This is a genomic window from Kaistia defluvii (assembly GCF_040548815.1).
GTDB classification, from domain to species: domain Bacteria; phylum Pseudomonadota; class Alphaproteobacteria; order Rhizobiales; family Kaistiaceae; genus Kaistia; species Kaistia defluvii_A.
Map to the genome: position 1 here is coordinate 1,403,663 of NZ_JBEPSM010000001.1, position 20,286 is coordinate 1,423,948.

At 65.8% G+C, this 20,286-nt stretch carries 16 protein-coding genes; 8 read left to right on the top strand and 8 right to left on the bottom strand.

Annotated elements, in window-relative coordinates; genetic code table 11:
- Both ABIE08_RS06585 and ABIE08_RS06590 read left to right on the top strand, forming a co-directional pair.
- Entirely contained in the window at nt 1–1,977 is a 1,977-nt protein-coding gene (locus tag ABIE08_RS06585) for a MacB family efflux pump subunit (protein WP_354549647.1), read from the top strand.
- Between the two features lie 109 nt (nt 1,978–2,086).
- Nucleotides 2,087–3,541 carry an NAD(P)/FAD-dependent oxidoreductase gene (locus tag ABIE08_RS06590; RefSeq protein ID WP_354549649.1) on the top strand — a complete coding sequence of 485 codons (1,455 nt, stop codon included), beginning with the start codon at nt 2,087–2,089 and terminating at the stop codon, nt 3,539–3,541.
- 21 nt (nt 3,542–3,562) lie between these two features.
- On the opposite strand, the gene ABIE08_RS06595 is transcribed toward ABIE08_RS06590, so the two are convergent.
- From ABIE08_RS06595 to ABIE08_RS06630, 8 genes are all read right to left on the bottom strand, one after another.
- A complete protein-coding gene (locus tag ABIE08_RS06595; protein WP_354549651.1) occupies nt 3,563–5,191 on the bottom strand; it encodes an ABC-F family ATP-binding cassette domain-containing protein in 1,629 nt (542 codons plus the stop codon).
- Between the two features lie 137 nt (nt 5,192–5,328).
- Nucleotides 5,329–6,810: an MFS transporter gene (locus tag ABIE08_RS06600; protein WP_354549653.1), complete on the bottom strand. Its 1,482-nt coding sequence runs from the start codon at nt 6,808–6,810 to the stop codon at nt 5,329–5,331.
- A 54-nt stretch (nt 6,811–6,864) separates the two neighbouring features.
- On the bottom strand, nt 6,865–7,362 hold the full coding sequence (gene soxR / locus ABIE08_RS06605; protein ID WP_354549654.1) for a redox-sensitive transcriptional activator SoxR: 498 nt from the start codon (nt 7,360–7,362) through the stop codon (nt 6,865–6,867).
- Nucleotides 7,363–7,511: 149 nt separating this feature from the next.
- Entirely contained in the window at nt 7,512–8,639 is a 1,128-nt protein-coding gene (locus ABIE08_RS06610; protein ID WP_354549656.1) for a substrate-binding domain-containing protein, read from the bottom strand.
- A 56-nt stretch (nt 8,640–8,695) separates the two neighbouring features.
- On the bottom strand, nt 8,696–9,679 hold the full coding sequence (locus ABIE08_RS06615; RefSeq protein ID WP_354549658.1) for an ABC transporter permease: 984 nt from the start codon (nt 9,677–9,679) through the stop codon (nt 8,696–8,698).
- Nucleotides 9,676–10,662 (bottom strand): ABC transporter permease, encoded by a 987-nt coding sequence (locus ABIE08_RS06620; RefSeq protein WP_354549660.1) that lies wholly within the window; start codon nt 10,660–10,662, stop codon nt 9,676–9,678. Before ABIE08_RS06620 ends, ABIE08_RS06615 begins: the two co-directional genes overlap by 4 nt.
- Entirely contained in the window at nt 10,659–12,170 is a 1,512-nt protein-coding gene (locus ABIE08_RS06625; protein WP_354549662.1) for a sugar ABC transporter ATP-binding protein, read from the bottom strand. The genes ABIE08_RS06620 and ABIE08_RS06625 overlap by 4 nt, the downstream gene beginning before the upstream one ends.
- Nucleotides 12,167–13,045, bottom strand: coding sequence for a sugar phosphate isomerase/epimerase family protein (locus ABIE08_RS06630; RefSeq protein WP_354549664.1), 879 nt, complete (start codon nt 13,043–13,045; stop codon nt 12,167–12,169). The genes ABIE08_RS06625 and ABIE08_RS06630 overlap by 4 nt, the downstream gene beginning before the upstream one ends.
- Nucleotides 13,046–13,203: 158 nt before the next feature.
- Between ABIE08_RS06630 and ABIE08_RS06635 the strand changes: the two genes are divergently transcribed.
- The 6 genes from ABIE08_RS06635 (at nt 13,204) to ABIE08_RS06660 (ending at nt 20,286) form a co-directional block, all read left to right on the top strand.
- Nucleotides 13,204–14,238 carry a helix-turn-helix transcriptional regulator gene (locus ABIE08_RS06635; protein ID WP_354549666.1) on the top strand — a complete coding sequence of 345 codons (1,035 nt, stop codon included), beginning with the start codon at nt 13,204–13,206 and terminating at the stop codon, nt 14,236–14,238.
- Between the two features lie 399 nt (nt 14,239–14,637).
- Nucleotides 14,638–15,669 (top strand): substrate-binding domain-containing protein, encoded by a 1,032-nt coding sequence (locus tag ABIE08_RS06640; protein WP_354549668.1) that lies wholly within the window; start codon nt 14,638–14,640, stop codon nt 15,667–15,669.
- A 95-nt stretch (nt 15,670–15,764) separates the two neighbouring features.
- Nucleotides 15,765–17,291: a sugar ABC transporter ATP-binding protein gene (locus ABIE08_RS06645; RefSeq protein ID WP_354549670.1), complete on the top strand. Its 1,527-nt coding sequence runs from the start codon at nt 15,765–15,767 to the stop codon at nt 17,289–17,291.
- A gap of 13 nt (nt 17,292–17,304) precedes the next feature.
- A complete protein-coding gene (locus tag ABIE08_RS06650; RefSeq protein WP_354549672.1) occupies nt 17,305–18,288 on the top strand; it encodes an ABC transporter permease in 984 nt (327 codons plus the stop codon).
- A 25-nt stretch (nt 18,289–18,313) separates the two neighbouring features.
- Nucleotides 18,314–19,294, top strand: a complete 981-nt coding sequence (locus ABIE08_RS06655; RefSeq protein ID WP_354549674.1) for a sugar-binding transcriptional regulator — start codon at nt 18,314–18,316, stop codon at nt 19,292–19,294.
- Nucleotides 19,291–20,286, top strand: a complete 996-nt coding sequence (locus tag ABIE08_RS06660) for an aldo/keto reductase (protein ID WP_354549676.1) — start codon at nt 19,291–19,293, stop codon at nt 20,284–20,286. Before ABIE08_RS06655 ends, ABIE08_RS06660 begins: the two co-directional genes overlap by 4 nt.

Here is a 20,286-nt window from a genome sequence, read left to right on the forward strand (position 1 = left end):
ATGCACGCCCCTTCGGCCACGGAGCCGCTGATCAAGCTGACTGGTCTCCGGCGCGAGTTTCCCTCCGGCGAGGAAACGATCGCGGTCCTGCGCGATATCGATCTCTCGATCGCCGCCGGCGAAATGGTGGCCATAGTCGGCGCCTCCGGCTCCGGCAAGTCGACGCTGATGAACATTCTCGGCTGCCTCGACCGGCCGACGACCGGCAGCTATCGCATTTCCGGCCGGGAGACTTCCTTGCTGGAGCCGGACGAGCTGGCGGCGCTGCGGCGCGAACATTTCGGCTTCATCTTTCAGCGCTATCACCTGCTGGCCGAACTGACCGCGCTCGGCAATGTCGAGATCCCCGCCGTCTATGCCGGCCAATCCCCGCAGGACCGGCAGGTTCGCGCCGCCGCCCTGCTGGGCCGGCTCGGCATGGCCGACCGCACCGACCATCGCCCGGGCCAGCTTTCCGGCGGCCAGCAGCAGCGCGTCTCGATCGCCCGCGCGCTGATGAACGGCGCCAACGTCATCCTCGCCGACGAGCCGACCGGCGCGCTCGACCGACATAGCGGCGAGGAAGTGCTGAAGATCCTCGAAGAGCTCCATGCCGAGGGCAAGACGGTCATCATCGTCACCCACGACATGGCGGTCGCAGCCCGCGCCGAACGCATCATCGAGATCAGCGACGGCGTCATCATCTCGGATACGCGCAAGGCCAAGGAGATCCCTGCCCCGGCCTCCGATCGCGGCACATCGCCCGCAAGGTCCAAGGGTCGCCGCTGGACCTCGATCCTCGACCGCGCCGGCGAAGCGCTGCGCATGGCGCTCTTGTCGATGCGCGCCCACAAGCTGCGCACTTTCCTCACCATGCTCGGCATCATCATCGGCATCGCGTCGGTGGTGAGCGTGGTCGCGCTGGGCGAAGGCTCGCGCCAGAAGGTGCTCGCCAACATCTCAGGCCTCGGCACCAACACGCTGGAGATCTTCGCCGGCAAGGATTTCGGCGACATACGCTCCGGCAAGATCACGACGCTGGTCGTGGCCGACGCCAACGAACTGGCGAAGCAGCCCTATGTCGCGGCGGTGACGCCCACCGTCTCCACCAGCAGCTCGGTCCGCTTCGGCTCCAAGGAGGCAAGCGCGCTCGTCAATGGCGTCAGCGAACAGTACTTCGCCGCCAAGGGCACGACACTTGCGGCCGGCCAGTTCTTCGACGCGGGAAGCGTGCGGACGATGGCGCAGGACGTCGTCATCGACGAGAACACCCGCAAGGCGCTGTTTTCCGACTTCAACGGCAGCCCGGTCGGCCAGGTCATCCTGATCGGCCAGGTGCCGGCGCGCATCGTCGGCGTCGCCAAGCCGCAGCAGGGCGGCTTCGGCTCAAGCCAGAATCTGTCGCTGTTCCTGCCCTACACCACGGTGCAGGCCCGCTTCCTCGGCAGCCCCTCGCTGCGCTCCATCACGGTCCGCGTCAGCGACGACGTGCCGACCGACCTCGCCGAAGCCGCAGTCACGACGTTCCTGACCCAACGACACGGCACCAAGGACTTCTTCATCCTCAACACCGACGACATCCGCCAGACGATCACCGCCACGACGGCGACGCTGACGCTGCTGGTCGCCTCGATCGCGGTCATTTCGCTGATCGTCGGCGGGATCGGCGTCATGAACATCATGTTGGTCTCGGTATCGGAACGCGTCTCGGAGATCGGCGTGCGCATGGCCGTGGGCGCGCGGCAGGGCGACATCCTGCAACAGTTCCTGATCGAGGCGATTCTCGTCTGTCTTATCGGCGGGCTGATCGGCATCGGCACGGCGCTCGGCTTCGGCGCCGTTTTCAGCGCCTTCAGCTCCAATTTCAGCCTGATCTACTCGACCACCTCGATCGTCGTCGCCTTCTTCTGCTCCAGCCTGATCGGCGTGGTCTTCGGCTATCTGCCGGCGCGCAACGCTTCCCGGCTCGATCCGGTCGTGGCGCTCGCCAAGGGATAGCGCGCGCAACGGCGCCTTCCTGCGCTGGTACGACACTTGCTTCGATCGAACGTGACCGCGCCGCCCGGACCACCGGGCGGCCGGCGCGCGCGATCACGGAGCAGCAGGCATGACACAGGACACCCGGGAACTCGACGAATTGGCGCAGCGCGCCCGCTTCGAGCTCGATTGCGTCAACTATCCGGCGCGCGAATGGGTGACGCCGCGTTTCGTGGACGGCCAGCCCGTGCATGACGTCGTCATCGTCGGCGGCGGCCAGAACGGCCTCGCCCTCGCGTTTCGCCTCATGAAGGAGCGGGTCACCAATATCCGCGTGCTCGATCGCAACCCGGCCGGCCGCGCCGGGCCGTGGAAGACCTATGCCCGCATGCACACCTTGCGCACGCCCAAGACGGTCTCCGGCCCCGAGCTCGGCACGGCCGCCCTCTCCGTCCGGGCCTGGTATGAGGCAAAATACGGCAAGGAAGCCTGGGCCCGGCTCGGCAAGATCCCGCGCGGCGACTGGCACGACTATCTCGAATGGATGCGGCACACGGTCGGCATCCCCACGACCCACGACGCCGAAGTCGTCGACATCGCGCCCCGCGAGGACGGCTACCTCGCGGTCGCCGCCCGGATTGGCGGCGTGGTCGAGACGATCCTGGCGCGCAATGTCGTCCTGGCGACCGGCATCGAAGGCGCCGGGCGTTGGGCCGTTCCCGCGCTCATCGAGAAGGCTCTGCCGCGCGAGCGCTATGCGCACACCTCCGAGGCCATCGACTTCGCGGCCCTCCAGGGCAAGCGCGTCGCCGTACTGGGCGCCGGCGCCTCGGCTTTCGACAATGCCGCGACCGCGCTGGAGCATGGCGCGGCCTCCGTCGACCTGTTCGCGCGTCGCCGCGTCCTGCCCCGGATCAATCCGAACCGCTGGATCGAATTTGTCGGTTTCATGCGCCATTTCGGCGATCTGGACGATGCGCAGAAATGGTCGTTCATGCGGCACTTCCTCGGCATGAACCAGCCGCCGCCGCAGGACACCTTCGAACGCTGCGCCCGCTTCGATCAATTCGATCTGCATCTCGGCAGCCCGTTCGATAGCGTCGATTTCGACGGCCACGCGATCCGGTTGAGGACGCCGCGCGGCACGTTCGATTGCGACTTCCTGATCGTGGGGACAGGCTTCGTCATCGACTTGACCAATCGGCCGGAAACCGCCGGCTTCGCCGACAAGATCGCGCTCTGGTCCGATCGCTTCCAGCCAGCGCCCGGCCAGGAAGACAAGACGCTGGCCGGCTATCCCTATCTCTCCGGCAGCTTCCAGTTCACCGAGAAGGTGCCCGGCGGCGCGCCATGGCTTAAGCATGTCTACAGCCACACCTTCGGCGCCATGGCGAGCCTTGGCGGCGCGGCCGGCATCTCGCAGTTGAAGTTCAGCACAGACCGGATCGCGCTCGGCATCACGCGCCAGCTCTTTCTCGACGATGCCGAGACCTACCTGCCGAGCCTGCAGGCCTATGACGTCGTCGAGCTCGACACCTCGGCCTTCGAGGCTGCCCGCGCCGCGCGCCAGGCCAAGGTCGCCTGAAGCGCAGCCGAACCGTGAGAGCTAGCCGCCGGGATGCAGTCCCGGCGCCTCGCTGCCGGTGCTGGCGACATACTCGCTGTAGCCGCCGCCATACTGGTGGATGCCGTCCGGCGTCAGTTCGAGCACGCGATTGGAAAGCGCGGCCAGGAAGTGGCGATCGTGCGAGACGAAGATCATGGTGCCCTCGAATTCCGAGAGCGCCGCGATCAGCATTTCCTTGGTCGCCATGTCGAGATGGTTGGTTGGCTCGTCGAGCACCAGGAAGTTCGGCGGATCGAACAGCATCTTGGCCATGACCAGACGCGCCTTCTCGCCACCCGACAGCACGCGGCAACGCTTGTCGATATCGTCGCCGGAGAAGCCGAAGCAGCCGGCGAGCGCCCGCAGCGCGCCCTGCCCCGCCTGCGGGAACGAGCCTTCCAGCGACTCGAACACCGTCTCGTCGCCGTCGAGCAGTTCCATCGAGTGCTGGGCGAAATAGCCCATCTTGACGCTGCCGCCGAGGGTCACCGTCCCCTGGTCCGGATCGGACGTGCCGGTGACGAGCTTCAGAAGCGTCGACTTGCCCGCGCCATTGACGCCCAGGATGCACCAGCGCTCCTTGCGCTGGACCTGGAAATCCAGGCCGGCATAGATCGACTGGCTGCCATAGCCCTTGTGCACGTTCTTGAGGCTGACGACGTCGTCGCCCGAACGCGGCGCGGGGCGGAACTCGAACTGCACCGACTGGCGGCGCCGCGGCGGCTCGATCCGGTCGATCTTCTCCAGCTTCTTCACCCGGCTCTGCACCTGCGCGGCGTGGGATGCGCGCGCCTTGAAGCGCTCGATGAACTTGATTTCCTTCTGCAGCATCGCCTGCTGGCGCTCGAACTGCGCCTGGCGCTGTTTTTCGCCCAGCGCGCGCTGCTGCTCGTAGAAATCGTAGTTGCCAGAATAGGTGGTGAGCGAACCGCCGTCGATCTCGACCACCTTGTTGACGATGCGGTTCATGAACTCGCGGTCATGCGAGGTCATCAGCAGCACGCCGTCATAGCCCTTGAGGAAGGCCTCCAGCCAGATCAGGCTTTCGAGATCGAGATGGTTGCTCGGTTCGTCGAGCAGCATGCCATCCGGCCGCATCAGCAGGATCCGAGCGAGAGCGACGCGCATCTTCCAGCCGCCCGAGAGCCCGCCGACATCGCCGTCCATGCGCTTCTCGCTGAAGCTCAGCCCCGCGAGCACCTCGCGCGCCCGGCCCTCCAGCGCATAGCCATCCAGCTCCTCGAAGCGGCCCTGGATATCGCCATAGCGCGCGACGATGGCATCCATCTCGTCCATCCGGTCGGGATCGGCCATGGCCGACTCGAGCTCGGCCATCTCGGCGGCCAGTTCGCTCACGGGTCCCGCGCCGTCCATCACCGCCGACACCGCGCTGCGGCCCGACATCTCGCCGACATCCTGGCTGAAATAGCCGATCGTCACGCCCGGATCGATCGAGACCTGCCCGTCGTCCGGCTTCTCCTCGCCGGTGATCATGCGGAACAGCGTGGTCTTGCCGGCGCCGTTCGGTCCGACGAGGCCGACCTTCTCGCCCTTCTGCAGTCCCATCGACGCGTCGATGAAGAGGATCTGATGGCCGTTCTGCTTGGAGATGTTATCGAGACGAATCATGGGGTCCGCGGCGTCCGGGAGGATCTGAAGCGGCCTTATAGCCATTCGGGCGGACGCGCCAAACCCTTGCCGTGCCTGAAGCGGAGCGAAGACCGGCGCCGCCTTGGCGATGCCGGCCTCTTCCATTCGCGTCCCGGTCAGGCGGGTCGACGCCTTGCCTTCGATGTCAGGCGGACGGCCCGAAGCGCGACGACGATGCAGAGCAGCGGGGCCAGCGCGAAGACGGACCCCAGCCAAAGCGCCGCCTTCGATGCCCCGGCGATGCCGCCCGGCTCGGCGATTCCCGCGAAATTGGCCACCATGCCGGCGCAGGCCGTGCCGAAGGCGATGGCAAAGAGCTGCACGGTCGTCACGCCGCCGGCGGCCAGATCCTGATCACCGTCGGTGACGCTGCCATAGACCCGCGTCACCAGGCTGGGCCAGGCGAGGCCGATGCCGAACCCGACCAGCACGAGGCCGACGCATATCGGCAGCAGATAGGCGGGGTCGCCCGCGCCATGCACCGGCATGAAGAAGGCGAACAGCGTCAGGCCTGTCGTGACCAGTACCGGCCCGGCGACAACCAGCCTGTCGCCATGGCTTTCCTGCCAGCGCGAGCTCAGCAGCGACGCCGCCGTCCAGCCAAGCGCCATCAGGGCGGCGAGATAGCCGGCCCAGATCGGCGACTGGCCATGCAACTGGCGCAGCAGATAGGGCACGAAGACCTCGGGCTGCATACCGATCATCAGCAACGCGATGGTGAGGTACAAGGCGCCGAGCGGGGTCGCGATGCTGAAGGCCCGCTTGGGAAGCAGCCGCGTGCCGCCCCTGCCATCCGCCGCCGCAATCAGGGCAATCATGGCGAGACCGGCCAGCAAGCCCGCGAGATTCCACGACAATTCCGCCGAAAGGCTGCCGGCCGAAACTGCCAGCACCGCCCCTGTCAGAAGAACGAGTTGCAGCAGCGGCACGGACTGTTGTTCCTGCCCATCCCGGCTGGCTCTTGGCAGCGTGGCAAAGGCGAGCAGCGCGAAAGCGACCGTCAAGGGGATCAGGGACCAGAACGCCGCCCGCCAGGCGCCATATTCAGCGAACACGCCGCCCACGGCCGGTCCGACCAGCGTGGCGACGCCGAACATCGCCGACACCAACCCGATCGCCCTGCCCCAGAGCCGTTCCGGCAGGACCAGGCGCGTCAGGCCATAGGCCAGCGCATAGAGGAATCCGCCACCCAGCCCCTGCACGCTCCGCCCGACCAGCATGACCGGCATGTTGGGCGAGAGCGAGCAGATGAGCGTCCCGCCGGCGAAGAGCATCGACGCCACGACATAGGCGGCGCGCGGGCCGGCGCTTCGCAGCAGCTTGGCGGTCAGCGCCGCGCCGAGGATCGACGCCACGACGAAAAGCGTGGTGGTCCACGCATAGAAGTCGAGACCGCCAATATCGACGATCACCGAGGGCATCACGGTCGTCGCGATATACATGTTCACCGCATGCAGTGTGACGCCGCCCGAAAGCGCGATCGCATAGATGGCGTTCTTGCCGGTCAGCAATTCGCCCCAACCCGCGGGGGAAGTCGGCGGCGCACTCGCCACCATCTGGCCAGCGGTCGGCGCTGGCACATCGAGATCAAAATTCATGTCGGCACTCCATTGGGCGACGAGTCGTCGCCAACCGACACGGCTTATAGAACCTCAACCAATGTTGAGGTCAAGGGTCGGATCCGCATCGCTTGCCGCCTCGGTGGGCAACAGGCGGCGCGGGCCGGAACCACGCTGACCCAGTTCATCGTCGGGATTGCGCAGGGGACAATCTTCCAGGGACAGGCAGCCGCAGCCGATGCAGCTGGTGAGCTGGTCGCGCAACTGCACCAGGCTCTCGATCCGCGCCTCCAGCATGTCCTTCCAGGTCTCGGTGAAATGACGCCAGTCGCGCGCATTTGGCGTGTGATCGTGCGGCAGGTCGCGCAACGCCTCGCTCACCGTGGCAAGCGGGATGCCCGCGCGCTGGGCAATGCGGATGATGGCTATCCGGCGCAGCACCGAGCGGGGGTAACGCCGCTGGTTTCCCTGCGTACGCTCGCCGGCGATCAGCCCCTTGGCCTCGTAGAAATGCACCGTGGAGACGGCAATCCCACTGCGACGGGCAACCTCGCCCACCGCCAGCATGGCCTTGCGTTCTGGATCCGACATTGAAAACCTCATGTTTGCATGAGGTTATAGCGCGCGGTGACGGAAACGAAAGAAGCGTCGCGAGGGCTCGCGACGCTTCTTGTCCTGCGCTGGCGAGAGGAACCGGCCCCGCCCCTTGCAGGACGGAACCGATTGCATCGGAGCCAAGCCTATTTGCCGCCCCACTGCTCGGGGTAGCCCGGCAGGTCCTGGCAGCCGCAGAGGCTGTAATGCAGCGCCGGCATGCGCTCGTCGATATAGCTCGCCAGCGTCTCCTGCGTGATGGCCGGCTGCGGCAGGTTCCATTCCGGACCCGGGATCGACTTGCCGTCGAGGATATCGAGCGCCGCGATAACAGGCGTACGCCACTGATAGGTCGGATAGGACGGAGCAATGGCGACCAGATTTTCCTTCTGCCACTTGCGCAGGAAGTCCTGCTGGTCCTCGCCGCTGATCACGGGATAGGGCAGACCGGCATCCTCGAAGGCTTCGAGCGCGGCGGTCGCCGTATCACCGGCGTCCATCCACACCGCGTCGATCTTCTGGCCACGGTTGATGTAGTCCTCGACCACCGACTTGGTCTTGGCGCGATCGCTGCCGGTGAATTCCGAACCGATCACATTGATGCCGGCCTCGTCGAAGATCGACTTGGCGGCCGAATAGCGCGTCTCGAGCACGTCAACCCCGGCGACGATCCGGAGCGCCAACACGTTGGAGCCCTTCGGCAGCTTGCTGGCGATGAATTCGCCCGAGGTGATGCCGAAGCCATAGCCGCCAACGGGGTGGATGTAGGTGACGGGGCACTTGGTGTTCACGCCACGATCGAAGACGATGACCGGCAGCTTTTCACAGGCGGCCTCGACCGCGGGCGTCAGCGCGGCGGTGGTGGTGGGCGAGACGATCAGCACGTCGCACTTGCCGCCATCGAGCAGCGACTGGATGTCGGAGATCTGCTTGTCGTCCTTGCCTTCGGCGTCGAGGATGACGAGTTCCTTGATCCGGTCCTTCTGAAGCGCGGCCTCGCCCTTCAGATTGTTGAGGCCGACCACACGCCAGGGATTGAAGACGCCGGCGTTCGAGAAGCAGATCGTATGCGGACCGTCCTTCTTGAACTTGGCGGTATCGATCATCGCGCCGCCGAGATGCTGCTCCCAGGGCTTGCCATCCGGGCCCTCGGCCTTGGTCGAGAGCAGGTCGCGCTGCTTCTTGAACTCGACGGGATCGTTGAATTCCTGGGCATAGGCAGCGGTTGAAAACGCGACCGCCAGCGTTGCCGCCAAAATCGATCTGAATTGCATCCCTCGTCTCCTCTCCATTGACGAACTTCTTCTTGAATTGCCGCCGGAGCGGACAATCAGCTTGAGCGGCGGTGGCGCAGGACGCTCGCCCCTACGGCCGCAATCAGGATGACGCCCTGCAGGCTGTCGCGCAGTGCCTGCGGAAGGCCGAGCAGGTTGAGCAAGGTGAACAGCGCGAACAGGCTGAGCGCGCCGAACAGGGCGCCGACGACGGAGCCGCGCCCTCCGAGCAACTGCGCCCCGCCGATGACGCAGGCGGCGATCGCCTGCAATTCCAGTCCCCGCCCCGCATTGACCGAGACGCCCGAGAAGCCGCCGATCAGGATGCCGGCCGTGACGGCTGACAGCGCGGAAATGACGAAGGCGGCAATACGCGTCGGCTTAACCGGGACACCGGCGAGTTCCGCTGCGCGCGGATTGTCGCCGACGGCGAGCAGCCGCTTGCCATAGGCGGTCGCATGCAATCCCCACCACGCGAGAGCCGTGACAACGACCAGGATGATGACCGCAATGGGCAGGACGCCGAGCAGCGGCACGTCGCGCAGCACCAGTCGGCCAAGATCGCGGAAGTTGTCCGGCAGGTCTCCGCGCGGCGCGCCCCCGGACCAGGCAAGCGCCAGTCCGTTGATGAGCAGCATCATGCCCAGGGTGGCGATGATCGAGGGCACCTTCAGGAACGACACGATCAGTCCATTGGCGAGACCGACCGCCAGCCCCATCGCATAGAGCCCGGCGATCACCGGCCAGGTCATGGTGGGATCACCGCCGATCAGCATCGACGCGGCCAGCACGACCAGGGTTACGACGGCGCCCATCGAAAGATCGAAGCCGCCGGACAGGATGACGTAGAGCTGGCCGCAGGCGAGGATGATCAGAGGGGCGGCGCGGCGCAGGAAGTTCATGAACAGCGCGGCGTCGAGATAGTTGGGCTGCAGGATCGCGATCCCCGCATAGAGGACGACGAATATCAGAAGCGCGAAATTGAGCCCCCGCAGCGAGATGCGCCTTGCCGGACGGGCGGTGTCGGGAATGGCGGTCATGCGACGTGCCCCTTGTTGCGGACCGCATAGACCGCGACCGCCGCGATGACGATGGCGCCGCGCAACACCTGCTTCAGGAAGGCATCGACGCCGAACATGTTGAAACTGGCATCGAGGCTCGCAAACAGCAGGACGCCGGCAATGGTGCCGAGCACGCCGCCCTTGCCGCCCGAAAGCGCCGTCCCGCCGATGACGACGATGGCGATGGATTCGAGATCGTAGATGCCGTCGCGGCCGATCCAAGGCGTGCCGGATTGCAGGCGCGCGGCGAGATAGAGGCCGGCGATGCAAGCGCCCAGGCTGGCGAGGATGTGGGCCGACAGCACGAAACGCTCGACCCGCAGGCCCGCGAGCTTGGCGCCATCCGGGTTGCCGCCAACCGCATAGAGATGCGCGCCGAAGCGCGTCTTGGCCAGCACGAACCAGGCCAGCAGCGCAAAAACTGCCAGCAGCAGCACCGGCAGCGGCACGCCGAAGAGCCCCTGATAGGCCAAGGCCTGGAACTCCGGCGCGACGCGGCCGCCGAGATAGGTGAAGCCGGCCGACAGCAAGCCTTGCAGGATGAGCCCGGTCGCTAGGGTGGCAATCAGCGGATTGATGCCCCAATAGGCGACCAGTCCGCCATTGATCGCGCCGATGACGAGCGAAAGCGCCAGGCAGGCTGCGACCGCCGGCACGATCATGCCGGGATCGCCCTGCATCAGATAGGAGGCGAGCACGGCGACGGTGCTGATCAGCGCCGCGACGGAAAGATCGATCGAGCCGACGAGAATGGCGAAGGTCTGGCCCAGGCCGACCAGCCCGAGCGCCACGGTCCGCTGCAGCAGCCCTGCGAGGCCAGCAAGGGAGATCTGGTTCGTCTGTCCGGTCACGACTGCGGCGGTCACGTAGATGATGGCCGCGAGCGCGATGACGACAAGCGGCACCGGCAGATCCCGGAAGCCACGACTCGTCCGGGGGGCAGCAACGGTATCGACGCTCATGACGGCCTCCCCGCGGCAACCGCAGCCGAGACCCCAAGCGCCAATTCCATGACAGCCCCTTCCTCGGCGCCGCCCGGCAGTTCGCCGGCTATGCGACCCTGGTGCATGACGAGGATGCGGTCGCTGACCCCGACGATTTCCGGCAGGTCCGACGACACCATCACGATGGCGCGGCCTTCATTCGCAAGCGTCCGCATGGTCTCGTAGATCGCGGCCTTGGCGGCGACGTCGATGCCGCGCGTCGGCTCCACGAATACGAAGACGCGCGGATCCTGCAGGAGCCAGCGGGCGATGATCGCCTTCTGCTGATTACCGCCCGAAAGCGTCGCGATCTCCTGCCCGAAATCGCCCGCCCGCACATCCATGGCCCGAAGGCTCTCATCGACCTTCGATCGCGCTCGCCCTCCGCCATGCGGCGAGGGCAGGGCCGGCGCCCTCGCCTGCAGCGTCAGCAGTGCGTTGTCGCGTACCGACTGGCGCGGCGCGATGCCTTCCCGCTTGCGATCTCCCGGCAGATAGCCGATCCCCGCCGCGGTCGCCTGCCGCGCCGAATGGATGGTGACGACCTTGCCGGAAATGCGGAATTCGCCGCGGTCGAACGGCGCATCGCCGAACAGGGCCTGCGCGAGCGCGTTCTTGCCGGAATCCTCGAGCCCCGCGACGCCGACAATCTCGCCAGCCCGCGCCACCATGTCGATGTCGCGGAGATGTCGGTTGTGACCGCCGACGATCTGCAACACCGGCAGGCCGGGCTTCGCAACGCCGCGTGGCGGGTAGAAGTCCTGCAACTCGCGCCCGACCATGGCGGTGACGATGTCGTGCACGGTCACGTCCTGCCGGTCGCGCGTCCAGATATGGCGGCCATCCTTGAGCACGGTCACCCGGTCGGCGATCGCCATCACTTCCGGCATGCGGTGCGAGCTATAAATGATGGCCACGCCTTCGGCCTTCATCCGGCCGACCAGATCCAGCAAGGCGCGGGCATCACGATCGTCGAGGGCCGCCGTCGGCTCGTCCATCACCAGGACCTTGGCGTTGATCAGCATGGCCTTGGCGATCTCGACCAATTGCTGCTCGGCGATCGACAGATCGGCCACCAGCGCGGTCGTCGGGATCGAGGCGCCGAGGCGTTGCAGCAGGGCGCGCGACCGGTCCTGCATCTGCCGTCGGTCGAGCAAACCCCAGCGCGTCGGCTCCATGCCGGTGAAGATGTTCTCGGCCACGGTGCGGAACGGCAGCAGACTGAGTTCCTGATGCACGATCGAGATGCCGGCCGCCCTCGCCTCCCGCGGATGTTGGAAGCGGACAGGCTGGCCTTCGAGCAGCACGTCGCCGCTGTCGGGGCGATAGCTGCCGCCCAATACCTTCATCAGCGTCGACTTGCCGGCGCCGTTCTCGCCGCAGATCACATGCACCTCCCCGGCGCGGCAGTCGAAGTCGACCGCGTCCAGCGCCTGGACGGCGTGGAAGGCCTTGCCAATGCCGCGCATTTCAAGAACGGCGGTCATGCGACCACGCTTTCCGCCGCGACCCGCTCGCCGGCCGCCTGCCATTCGCGCCGGATCAGCGCGATGCTGTCGGCGAACAACTGGTCCCTATCCTCGAACAGATCGCGCCAGACCCGCGTGGCGCCGGCAAGCTCGGGAACCGAGCGGCCGAACGCCTCGACCGTCAGCCAGCCGTCATAGCCGCAGCGGCGGAGCGCATCGAAATGCGCCGGGAACGGCACATGGCCGGTCCCCGGGACGCCACGGTCGCTTTCGGAGATGTGGTAGTGGTTGATCTCCCGGTGGTAAACTTCGTAAGTCTCGACCGGATGCTTCTCTTCGATATTGGCGTGGAAGGTGTCGAACATGTAGCCATAGTTCGGGTGATCCACCCGCCTATGGATGGCCGACGCCGCCGCCATGGTCGACATGACGTAGCACTCGAAGCGATTGACTGCCTCGGCGGAGATCAGGACGCCGGCGGGCGCGGCATATTCCGCCAAGGACCGCATCGCCTCGACGCACCAGGAGAGTTCATCCGCGCTCGGGCCAAGGCCGGTGAAATGCCCGACGGGCGAATGCACCGGTCCGGCGATGATCTCGCCGCCCATGGCATGGGTGCAATCGACCAGCCATTTGTGATGCTCCGTGGCCCGGGCGCGCACAGACGGGTCGGCGCTGATCGGATTGGCCTCGACCGGGACCGTGCCCGCCGTCGCCGCGGCAAGGCCGATGTCGCGCAGCAGCGCGCCCAACTCGGCATAACGTTTGACGTCGCCGGTGAAGACCGGCACTTCGACGCCGTCATAGCCGAGCGCCTTGAGACGCTCGAGCAAGGGCGCGTGCTCGGCCGTGATCTCGGCGCCCACGACAAGCAGATTGAACGCAGCCTTCAAGAACGGCCCCTCCCGGACGCATGCATTTGGACCGACCTCCCAGTCCCTAGGTCGACCGTGTCACATCGCCGGGATCGTGGCTTGCAACAATCCACATTGGTAAATAGCTTAAAACGGCTCTGGGTCCCGGAGGGGACCCGGGCAACCGGGAGCGGACCATGAACAAGCACGTCAATGCGGAAATCGACCCGAAGCCCAGGCCGACCGTGTTCCGCCAGCCAGGCTCGCTGATGTATGCCGATAACTGCCGCGATCTACAGATCGCCGCCGGTCGGGGCGAAGTCGAACTGCGCGCCTGGACGCGCGGCAGCTATCCCGGCACGTCTCTCGGCGAGCGGCTGCCCGGAATCTGCACCACAGGCTTCTGGGACGCGAAGTTCCAGCAGACCTGGGGCCTGAAGCGGCATTGCAACGAGGGCTTTAAGATCGCGTTCCTGTCGCGCGGCAGCCTGCGGCTGGTGGTGGACGACACCGAGCATCTGCTCCGGCAGGGCCAGTTCATCGTCATCCGTCCGTGGCAGCTACATTCGATCGGCGACCCGGTCGTCGGCCCCAGCCGGCTGCTCTGGCTCATTCTCGATGGCGGCCTGCGGCGGCCCAACGAAAGCTGGAGCTGGCCGGAGTGGATGGTGTTTTCCGAGGAGGAGGCGCACACGCTGGGCCGGATCCTGACGCAGAACAACCAGCCCGTCTGGGACGGCAACAGCGAACTTGCCAACGCCTTCGAGGCGATCGCGCCCATCCTCGCGAACCGGACGCCGGAGACGGGCGAGACGCGGCTCAAGGTGGCGATCAATACCGTCATGCTGGCCCTGATCGACCGCATGATGGAGCAGGTTCCGGCCCTGGATCCCAACCTCTCGACCGCCCAGAACACCGTCGCCATCTTCCTGCGCCGGCTGCCTGGCCGGGCGGAGGAAAGCTGGACGCTTGAGCTGATGGCGGAGGAATGCGGGCTGTCGCGGACGCGCTTTGCCGATTACTGCAAGCTGCTGACCAATATGAGCCCGTTGCAATATCTCCAGCATCTGCGCCTGGAGCGGGCAACCGTCATGCTGCAGGACGCCAAGCGGCCGAGCATCACCGACATCGCCATGGCCTGCGGCTTCAATTCCAGCCAGTATTTCTCCTACGCCTTCCGCAAGCGATACGGCTACGCCCCGCGTGCGATCGCGGCCCAGCCATCGGTCTAGCTGCGTATTCGACGTCCAGCCGCCTCCGGTTGGCGTAGCGAAGAGCAAGTGCCCAGCGCCACGCCTCGTCGTCTCGACGAGGCCAATGGCTGTGCGCGATCGGTGCCGCGCTCGTCCCGCCGACGGCACATCGGCTTGACCGGATCCGCGCTGTCCCCGCAGCGCGTAACACTCCCCTTCTCGATCCAGCTTCTATCGGCCCGCCCATAGCCCGCCCTGGATCCCAGCATGCTCCTGCATGAAATATATTTCATTGCTTGAACGATATTGACGACATTCGACTTGCTGTTATGATCCCGGCGTCGGCTTCGGGAGGAAGTTCCGACAGTCCAATCAAGAAATCGAGCGCCTTGGCGTTCGCCATAATCTTTGTGGATGGCTTCGGCCAAGGGAGGGAACTTGCGCAAATTTCTGAAAACGCTCGCTTTTGCGGCGACTGCTTCGACCTGTCTGGCATCGAGCCAGGCGTTTGCCGAAACAACCAACCCGTTCAAGTGTGAACCGGGTGAAGAATACGTCATGAACGTCATGGTCTCGGGCGTCGAATACTGGTTCCCGGTCTATGAGATGTTCAAGCAGGCCGGCCAGCAGTTCGGCTGCAAGACGCGCTACACCGGCACGCCGGACTATGACGTCAACAAGCAGATCGCGACCTTTGATCAGGCCCTGGCGCAGAAGCCGGCCGGAATTCTGGTCCATCCGATGAACTCCGACCCGTTCATCGAGCCGATCAACCGCGCGATCGAGCAGGGCACCGCCGTCGTCACCTTCGCGGCGGATTCGCCGAATTCGAAGCGCGTCTCGTTCATCACCTCGGACAATCTGGCGGAAGGCACCTATGCCGCCGACGCCGTCGCCAAGGCGATGGACGGCAAGGGCGAATACGCGGTGCTGGAAAATCCCGGCCAGGACAATCACGACAAGCGCATCAGCGCCTTCATCGCCCGCATGGAAGCCAAGTGGCCGGACATGAAGCTGGTCGGCCGCGCTGCCTCGAACCAGGATCCGACCAAGGCCTATCAGGCGGTCCTAAGCCTGGCGCAGGCTCACCCCGACCTCGGCGCGGTGTTCATGCCGGAAGCCAATTCGGCCATCGGCGCCGCCCAGGCCGCCAAGGAAGGCGGCGGCAAGATCAAGGTCATGCTGGCCGACGTCAACGCCAAGATCCTCGACATGATCAAGGCCGGCGAGATCTACGGATCGGTCAATCCCAACCAGGGCATGCAGGGCTATATGGGCTTCATGCTGCTCTGGATGGCCAAGCATCCCGAGTTGATCGACCCGATGAACGACACCAAGCGTTCGGGCGCCAACGGCATGGCCGTGCCCTTCGTCGACAACGGCTTCTCCATTGTCACCGCCGAGAATGCCGACGACTTCTACTGGGACAAGTACCTGCAGCGCCGCGGCACCAAGGGCATCGAGGAATAGCCTCGACGTCTCAGCCGCCCGGCGATCCGCCGAGGCGAAGCTGCCGGAAGGGGGCGCTGCCCCCTTCCCCTTCCCATCTACCGCAGGAGCATGGCGTGACCCAGGCGCCCATTCTTGAAATTCGCGGCGTGTCCAAGGCCTTCGGCCCGGTCAAGGCGCTGAGCGACGTCCGCTTCGAGCTTCGGCGCGGCGAGATCCATGCGCTTTGCGGCGAGAACGGCGCCGGCAAGTCGACGCTGATGAACATCCTCGCCGGCGTGCTTCAGCCCAGCGATGGCGAGATCTGGCTCGACGGCCAGCGCGTCGCCATCCCCTCGCCCGCCGCGGCCCAGCGCCTCGGCATCGGCCTGGTGCATCAGGAGATCGCGCTCTGCCCGGACGCGACCGTGGCGGAAAACATCTACATGGCGGCGATCAACGCCCGCCGTTCGCCGCTGATGAATTTTCAAAAGCTCTATGTCGAGGCGCAGAAGGTCATGGACCGGCTCGCCCCGATCCCGGTCCGCACCAAGGTGGCCGACCTCTCCATTTCCAACCAGCAGCTCGTCGAGATCGCCAAGGCGCTGACGCTCGACTGCAAGGTGCTGATGCTCGACGAGCCGACCGCCGCCCTGACCGAAAGCGAGGCGCAGCGCCTGTTTTCGATCGTGCGCGGGCTGCAGCAGCGCGGCATTTCGGTGGTCTATATCAGCCATCGCATGGCCGAGATCTTCTCGCTTTGCGACCGGGTCACGGTGTTTCGCGACGGCCAGTATGTCGCGACCGACCGCATCGTCGACGTCTCGCCGGATGACGTCGTGCGCAAGATGGTTGGCCGCGAGATCACCCAGCTCTATCCCGACAAACTCGCGGAAGCGCCGGGCCGCGTTCTGCTCTCCGTCAAGGGACTTGCCGACAGCGACTGCTTCCAGCATGTCGACCTGGAGCTTCGCGCCGGCGAAATCCTCGGCATTGGTGGCCTGATCGGCGCCGGCCGCAGCGAGATCGCCCAGACCATTTGCGGCCTTCGCCCGGCAACAGCCGGTAAGGTCGAGATCGACGGCAAGCCGCAGCCCATCCGCAACTATAGCGACGCGGTCAAGGCCGGCCTGGTTTACCTGTCCGAGGACAGAAAGGGCTCCGGCGTGTTCCTCGACATGCCGATCGCGGCCAATATCTCGGCGCTCGACCTGAACAAAGTGACATCGCTGGGCCTGCTCAACCGCAAGGCTGAGGACCGCCAGGCGAGCGAGCTGACGAAGCGCCTCGGTGTGCGCATGTCCGGCATCGGCGCCGCCGTCTCGACGCTGAGCGGCGGCAACCAGCAAAAGGTCGCGATCGCCAAGCAGCTCTCGGTCGACCCGCGTGTCATCATCATGGACGAGCCGACTCGCGGCATCGATGTCGGCGCCAAGGTCGAGATTCACCGCCTGCTGCGCCAGCTCGCCGCCCGGGGCGTCGGTATCGTCGTCATCTCCTCGGAGCTGCCGGAACTGATCGGCCTCTGCGACCGGGTGGTCGTCGTGCACGAGGGCCGCATCGCCGGCGAACTCGGCGCCGATGCCCTCGGCGAGGAAGCGATCATGCGCCTCGCCTCCGGCGTCACGAATTCTTCAACACAGCAGGCCGCCCATGTCGCCTAGGGAACACACCCCCATGCAAGCCGAACTCAACGCCGGCGGCGCCCGGCGCATCGACTTCGCCCGCCTCGCCTCGATGCGCGAAGCCGGACTGATCGTCATCATTCTCCTGCTCTGCGTCGCCATGAGCTTCGCCTCGCCCCACTTCCTCACCTGGGGCAACCTTCGCGCCATGATGATGAGCTTCTCGATCGAGGGCATCGTCGTCGTCGGCATGACGATCCTCCTGATCGTCGGCGGCATCGACCTCTCCGTCGGCTCGGTGGTCTGCTTCTCGATGGTGATTTCCGGCGCACTGTTCCTGGCCGGGCTCGATCCGTGGACGGCAAGCCTGGTCGGCATCGCCGCCAGCGCGCTGATTGGCGCCATCATGGGCTTCTTCGTCACCGTGGTCGGGCTCAACCACTTCATCACCTCGCTCGCGGCGATGGTGATCGTGCGAGGCCTCTGCCTGATCATCACCAAGGGAACGCCGCTGTCGCTGTTCTCGCTCCCGCCTTCGTTCAAGGCGATCGGCCAGGGCAGCTTTCACAACATCCCCTATGTGATCCTGATCTTCCTGGTCGTCGTCGCCGTCTTCGACTTCCTGCTGCGTCGCGCCACCGCCTTCCGCAAGGTCTTCTATACCGGCTCCAACCAGAAGGCGGCGCAGTTCTCCGGCATCAAGACCAACCAGGTGAAGTTCTGGGTGACGGTGCTGTGCTCCGCCCTCGCCGGCTTCGCTGGCGTCATCTACGTGGCCCGTTTCGGCGCCGCCACGCCGACCTTCGGCGCGGGCATGGAACTCAACATCATCGCCGCAGCGGTGATCGGCGGCGCCTCGCTCAATGGCGGCTCCGGCACCATCTTCGGGGCGATCCTCGGCATGGCGCTGCTTTCGGTCGTCACCAGCTCGCTCATCCTGCTCGACGTCTCCGTCTATTGGCAGGAGATGATCAAGGGTTGCATTCTGCTCGCTGCCGTCTCCATCGACCACTTCCTGCATCGCAAGAAGTCCTGAGTCTCCAGCGCACCGAAGCAAGATCATGGCCCCCATCACTCCACGCGACGACCTCCAGGCTGCCCGGCAGATGCATCAGGCCCTCGTCCTGCACTACATCGAGGGCAAGACCCAGGCGGAGATCGCCCGGGAACTTGGCCTGTCGCACGCGACGGTCAACCGGCTGATCAAGCGCGGCCACCAACTCGGCCTCGTCGAGATCAAGATCAAGTCGCCGATCGACCATCTCGTCGAGATCGAGGCGCGGCTGGTCGAGCTTGGCGGCATCGAGCGCGCTGTGGTGGTGCCCTCCGTCTCCGACAATCCGCGCACGGCGCTGCAACGGGTCGGCGAGGCGGCGGCGCGGCTGCTGCTCGACACGATCAAGGATGGCGACACCATCTCGATCTCCGGCGGCAAGGGCGTCAGCGCCCTGGTGGCGGGGCTGCAGCCCGGCCGGCGCTACGATGTCGAGGTCATCCCGGCGACCGGGCTCGTCCAGGGCAAGCACTATACCGACGTCAACCATGTCGCCTCACTGATGGCTGACAAGCTCGGCGGCCGCGCCTACCAGATCCACGCGCCGCTCTTCGCGGACTCGCCGGAACAGCGCGAGATGCTGATGAGCGTGCGCTCCGTCGGCGACGTGTTCCGCCGCGCCCGCGAGGCGGATGTGGCGGTGATCGGCATCGGCTCGATCCTCAGCGATGACTCCAGCTATTACGACCTGCATCCCTTTTCCGTAGCCGATCGCCGCGCCATCGAAGAATCGGGCGCGACGGGCGAGTTGCTGGCCCATCTCATCGGCCGCGACGGCCAGCTTTGCGACTACACCCCGAACCGCTCGCTGGTGTCGCTGACGCTCGACGAATTCGCCACCATTCCCCGCTCGATCGGCATCGCCAGCGGCGCCAGCAAGATCGCGCCGGTGCTGAGCGCCATGCGCGGCAATCACCTCGACATCATCGTCACGGACGAGACGACCGGGCTCCAGATCCTGGACCTCGCCCAGAAGGAAGCAGCATGAGCCCGCAGCCAATCCAGCGCCCCATCGGCAAATCCGGCATTTCCGCCTCGGCCGTCGGCCTCGGCACATGGGCCATCGGCGGCTGGATGTGGGGCGGCACGGATGAAGCCGCCTCGATCCGCGCCATCGAGGCCTCGATCGAGGCCGGCATCAGCCTGATCGATACGGCACCGGCCTACGGCCTCGGCCGCAGCGAGGAGATCGTCGGCAAGGCGATCCGCGGCAAGCGCGACAAGGTGGTGATCGCCACCAAATGCGGCCTCAACTGGCACTCCGGCAAGGGCAACCATTTCTTCGACCAGGACGGAATCCCGGTCCACCGCTATCTCGGCGCTGATGGCATCGCCTATGAGGTGGAACAGAGCCTGAAGCGGCTCGGTACCGACCATATCGACCTCTACATCACGCACTGGCAGGACCCGACCACGCCGATCGCCGAGACGATGGCCGCGCTCGAGAAGCTGAAAGCGCAGGGCAAGATCCGCGCGATCGGCGCATCCAATTTGAGCCTCGACGACCTGCACCAATACGTCGCCGCCGGCGGGCTCGACGCGATCCAGGAGCGCTATTCGGCGCTCGACCGCGAGATCGAGAGCACTCTCCTCCCGATCGCCATGCGCAACGACATCGCGACGCTGAGCTATTCGTCGCTGGCACTCGGCCTGCTGACCGGATCAATCGATCCCTCGCGCGAATTCACCGGCGACGACCAGCGCCTCGGCAATCCGCGCTTCTCTCCGGCCAACCGCGAGAAAATCGCGCGGCTAAAGACGACCATCGCCCCGATCACCGCGAAGCACGGCGCCTCCATGGCGCAGATCATGATCGCCTGGACGCTGGCCCAGCCCGGCATCACCTTCGCGCTTTGCGGCGCGCGCAATCCCGAGCAGGCAATCGAAAATGCGCGGGCCGGGGAAATCCACCTCGATGCCGACGATCTCGCCACTCTCGATGCGGCGCTTGCGACGCATCTCGTGGCCATGGATGCGTGA

Excerpts from the sequence above, each read along its gene's own strand:
- ABIE08_RS06615 (WP_354549658.1), bottom strand. The coding sequence starts at position 9,679 with ATGACCGCCATTCCCGACACCGCCCGTCCGGCAAGGCGCATCTCGCTG.
- ABIE08_RS06620 (WP_354549660.1), bottom strand. The coding sequence starts at position 10,662 with ATGAGCGTCGATACCGTTGCTGCCCCCCGGACGAGTCGTGGCTTCCGG.
- ABIE08_RS06610 (WP_354549656.1), bottom strand. The coding sequence starts at position 8,639 with ATGCAATTCAGATCGATTTTGGCGGCAACGCTGGCGGTCGCGTTTTCA.
- ABIE08_RS06655 (WP_354549674.1), top strand. The coding sequence starts at position 18,314 with ATGGCCCCCATCACTCCACGCGACGACCTCCAGGCTGCCCGGCAGATG.
- ABIE08_RS06590 (WP_354549649.1), top strand. The coding sequence starts at position 2,087 with ATGACACAGGACACCCGGGAACTCGACGAATTGGCGCAGCGCGCCCGC.
- soxR (WP_354549654.1), bottom strand. The coding sequence starts at position 7,362 with ATGTCGGATCCAGAACGCAAGGCCATGCTGGCGGTGGGCGAGGTTGCC.
- ABIE08_RS06660 (WP_354549676.1), top strand. The coding sequence starts at position 19,291 with ATGAGCCCGCAGCCAATCCAGCGCCCCATCGGCAAATCCGGCATTTCC.
- ABIE08_RS06600 (WP_354549653.1), bottom strand. The coding sequence starts at position 6,810 with ATGAATTTTGATCTCGATGTGCCAGCGCCGACCGCTGGCCAGATGGTG.
- ABIE08_RS06635 (WP_354549666.1), top strand. The coding sequence starts at position 13,204 with ATGAACAAGCACGTCAATGCGGAAATCGACCCGAAGCCCAGGCCGACC.
- ABIE08_RS06650 (WP_354549672.1), top strand. The coding sequence starts at position 17,305 with ATGCAAGCCGAACTCAACGCCGGCGGCGCCCGGCGCATCGACTTCGCC.
- ABIE08_RS06625 (WP_354549662.1), bottom strand. The coding sequence starts at position 12,170 with ATGACCGCCGTTCTTGAAATGCGCGGCATTGGCAAGGCCTTCCACGCC.
- ABIE08_RS06595 (WP_354549651.1), bottom strand. The coding sequence starts at position 5,191 with ATGATTCGTCTCGATAACATCTCCAAGCAGAACGGCCATCAGATCCTC.
- ABIE08_RS06585 (WP_354549647.1), top strand. The coding sequence starts at position 1 with ATGCACGCCCCTTCGGCCACGGAGCCGCTGATCAAGCTGACTGGTCTC.